Source organism: Atopomonas sediminilitoris, from assembly GCF_022601735.1.
Classification (GTDB): Bacteria; Pseudomonadota; Gammaproteobacteria; order Pseudomonadales; family Pseudomonadaceae; genus Atopomonas; species Atopomonas sediminilitoris.
On the sequence record NZ_JAKUMM010000017.1, the window covers coordinates 1 to 3803 of the forward strand.

At 49.8% G+C, this 3803-nt stretch carries 2 protein-coding genes; both read right to left on the reverse strand.

All coding sequences use genetic code 11. From position 1 onward, the window contains the following. Window positions 1-1461: 1461 nt before the first annotated feature. Entirely contained in the window at window positions 1462-1773 is a 312-nt protein-coding gene (locus tag MKI83_RS16805; RefSeq protein WP_241588473.1) for a hypothetical protein, read from the reverse strand. 1144 nt (window positions 1774-2917) lie between these two features. Further along, a complete protein-coding gene (locus MKI83_RS16810) occupies window positions 2918-3379 on the reverse strand; it encodes a hypothetical protein (RefSeq protein WP_241588474.1) in 462 nt (153 codons plus the stop codon). Window positions 3380-3803 lie beyond the last annotated feature (424 nt).

The following is a 3803-nucleotide window of genomic DNA, read 5'->3' on the forward strand; positions in this document are numbered from 1 at the left end:
GCAGCTTTTGGCAGTCCAGCGAACGAAGTGAGCGGCGTTGAGCGCATTGTTAGGATGCGAAGTTGTAGCTGCGAAGCTACAGGCAACATCCAAACGAAAAGGCCAAAAATGCCGAAGTGGAAGATGACCCAAGTAGTTATTTGCGACTCGATCCATGCTGTCAAAACCTTCCATTGCTTACCGCAAATAACCCGCTGGCGAACCTACAAGCGGCACCGCGGAGCTTGAGCAAAACACCAAAGCTAACGACAAAACAGCGCGCTGAAAAGCAGCGTGTGGATTCGTTGTGGCTAGGTAGTTTCCGAGCATATTTTGAAGCGCCCTAACGATTAAGCTAACGGGCTGACAAAAGCGCAGCTTTTGGCGGTCCAGCGAGTGAAACGAGCGGCGTTGAGCGCATTGTTAGGATGCGAAGTTGTGGCCGTGAAGCCGCAGGCAACACCCAAACGAAAAGGCCAAGAACGTCGAAGCTGGCGATGACCAAAGTAGTTATTTGCGACTCGATCCATGCTGTCAAAACCTTCCATTGCTTACCGCAAATAACCCGTCGGCGAACCTGCAAGCGGCCCCGCGGGGAGTGAACGAAACATCAAAGCTAACGACAAAACCTCGCGCTGAAAGGCAGCGTGTGGCTGAGTTGTGGCTGAGTGCTTTATGACCACGAATTGAATGCGCCTAACGATTAAGCTAACGGGCTGACAAAAGCGCAGCTTTTGGCAGTCCAGCGAACGAAGTGAGCGGCGTTGAGCGCATTGTTAGAATGCGCAGTTGTGACCGTGAAGCCGCAGGCAACACCCAAACGAAAAGGCCAAGAACGCCGAAGCTGGCGATGACTCAAGCAGTTATTTGCGACTCGATCCATGCTGTCAAAACCTTCCATTGTTTACCGCAAATAACCCGCTGGCGAACCTACAAGCGGCACCGCACGGCTTGAACAAAACACCAAAGCTAACGACAAAACTGCGCGCTGAAAAGTAGCGTGTGGATTCGTTGTGGTTGCATGGTTTACCAACACGATTTCAAGCGCCCTAACGATTAAGCTAACGGGCTGACAAAAGCGCAGCTTTTGGCAGTCCAGCGAGTGAAACGAGCGGCGTTGAGCGCATTGTTAGGATGCGAAGTTGTAGCTGCGAAGTCACGGGCAACACCCGAACGAAATGGCCAAAAACGCCGAAGTGAAAGATGACCTAAGTAGTTATTTGCGACTCGATCCATGCTGTCAAAACCTTCCATTGCTTACCGCAAATAACCCGACGGCGAACCTGCAAACGGCGCCGCGCGGGGAGAACAAAACACCAAAGCTAACGATAAAACAGCGTGCTGAAAAGCGGCGTGTGGATGCGTTGTGGCGAGGTGTTTGATAATCACGATTCAAATGCGCCTAACGATTAAGCTAACGGGCGGCCAAAAGCGAAGCTTTTGGACGTCCAGCGAACGAAGTGAGCGGCGTTGAGCGCATTGTTAGGTGATACCTTGCATTACTTGGGCGCTGAAGCCAATGAAGTGAATGATGTTTCCCTCTCCAGGATCTTTACCATCGGACCACCATTGCTCACTGTTTTTGAAGTTTACATCTCCTGAGTACTCGCATCGTCCAAATGACCACCCTTGTGAATTTAGATCGCCGATCAGCTGTTCAATAAAATTAATCAAGAAATCTGCTAAATGCGCTTCACCTTTTACTTGTTCTCGTTTGTAGGCATCTTTCAGTTGAGCGTTTAGTGTTTCCTGTAGGTCTAGAAGCTCCGCATAGCTTGGTCTTGGCGGCGGCATAAGTATTACCTAACGATTAAGCTAACGGGCTGACAAAAGCGCAGCTTTTGGCAGTCCAGCGAGTGAAACGAGCGGCGTTGAGCGCATTGTTAGGATGCGAAGTTGTAGCCGTAAAGCTACAGGCCACACCCAAACGAAATGGCGATTCACGCCGAAGCGGGCGATGACCAAAGTAGTTATTTGCGACTCGATCCATGCTGTCAAAACCTTCCATTGCTTACCGCAAATAACCCGTCGGCGAACCTGCAAGCGGCCCCGCGGGGAGTGAACGAAACATCAAAGCTAACGACAAAACCTCGCGCTGAAAGGCAGCGTGTGGCTGAGTTGTGGCTGAGTGCTTTATGACCACGAATTGAATGCGCCTAACGATTAAGCTAACGGGCTGACAAAAGCGCAGCTTTTGGCAGTCCAGCGAACGAAGTGAGCGGCGTTGAGCGCATTGTTAGGATGCGAAGTTGTGGCCGTAAAGCTACAGGCAACACCCAAACGAAAAGGCCAAGAACGCCGAAGTGGAAGATGACCCAAGTAGTTATTTGCGACTCGATCCATACTGTCAAAACCTTCCATTGCTTACCGCAAATAACCCGCCGGCGAACCTGTAAGCGGCACCGCGGAGCTTGAGCAAAACACCAAAGCTAACGACAAAACAGCGTGCTGAAAAGCGGCCTGCGGCTGCGTTGTGGCGAGGTGTTTGATAACCACGATTCAAATGCGCCTAACGATTAAGCTAACGGGCTGCCAAAAGCGCAGCTTTTAGCAGTCCAGCGAACGAAGTGAGCGGCGTTGAGCGCATTGTTAGGATGCGAAGTTGTGGCCGTAAAGCTACAGGCAACACCCAAACGGAAAGGCAAAATACGCCTAAGCGGACGATGACCCAAGTAGTTATTTGCGACTCGATCCATGCTGTCAAAACCTTCCATTGCTTACCGCAAATAACCCGACGGCGAACCTGCAAGCGGCACCGCGGAGCTTGAACAAAGCACCAAAGCTAACGACAAAACAGCGTGCAGAAAAGCGGCGTGTGGATTCGTTGTGGTTTCATGGTTTACCAGCATGATTACAAGCGCCCTAACGTTTGGTTAAGGGGCGGGCTTTAGCCCGTCCCAGTGAGCGCAGCGAACGGTTTGAACCAATTGTTATATGGCTATACACGTTCTGTCAGCTTTTTTGAGCAAGGGTCATAAATATAGCTTTTGACCATGCTGATTTTCTCTTCCGTTAGTCCAACTTGGTTAAGCCACTTTTCCATTTCGGGTAAAGCTACATTTGCTAGCTGCTCTTTTATCTCTGATAAATATTCTTTTGGTGCCGCGTAAACATATATTAACCATGATGGAGAGTAATAACCTGCTTCTATCATGTGCTGTGGGGAAGAAATTCCAGCTGTTGGGTTCTGGTAGCGAATTTCAATTATTTTTAGAGGCTTCTTCTGCTTGATTCTTTCGTTATAGGAAGAGGCCCAGAATTCATCTTTATGCCAAAAATTAAGCACCAAGTTTTCTAGCTGAGGGGCGCTGGCTAGCCCTGCACTTATTTTTTCAGCACCAATTGGGTAAGAAAAACCTTTCGGGAGTTTTTCCTTAAATTTTGTGAGGATCATGTGCATAGGAAAGACATATAACGATTAAGCTAACGGGCTGCCAAAAGCGCAGCTTTTGGCAGTCCAGCGAACGAAGTGAGCGGCGTTGAGCGCATTGTTAGGATGCGAAGTTGTAGCTGCGAAGCTACAGGCAACACCCAAACGAAATGGCGATTCACGCCGAAGCGTGCGGTTGGCTAAGTAGTTATTTGCGACTCGATCCATGCTTTCAAAGCCTCCCTTTGCTTAGCGCAAATAACCCGTCGGCGAACCAGCAAGCGGCACCGCGGGGCTTGAATTAAACACCAAAGCTAACGACAAAACAGCGTGCTGAAAAGCAGCGTGTGGTGTCGTTGTGGCTAGATGGTTTACCTACACGATTTCAAGCGCCCTAACGATTAAGCTAACGGGCCGACAAAAGCGCAGCTTTTGGCGGTCCAGCGAACGAAGT

Coding starts and splice junctions, on each gene's coding strand:
- MKI83_RS16805 (WP_241588473.1), bottom strand. CDS start 1,773: ATGCCGCCGCCAAGACCAAGCTATGCGGAGCTTCTAGACCTACAGGAA.
- MKI83_RS16810 (WP_241588474.1), bottom strand. CDS start 3,379: ATGCACATGATCCTCACAAAATTTAAGGAAAAACTCCCGAAAGGTTTT.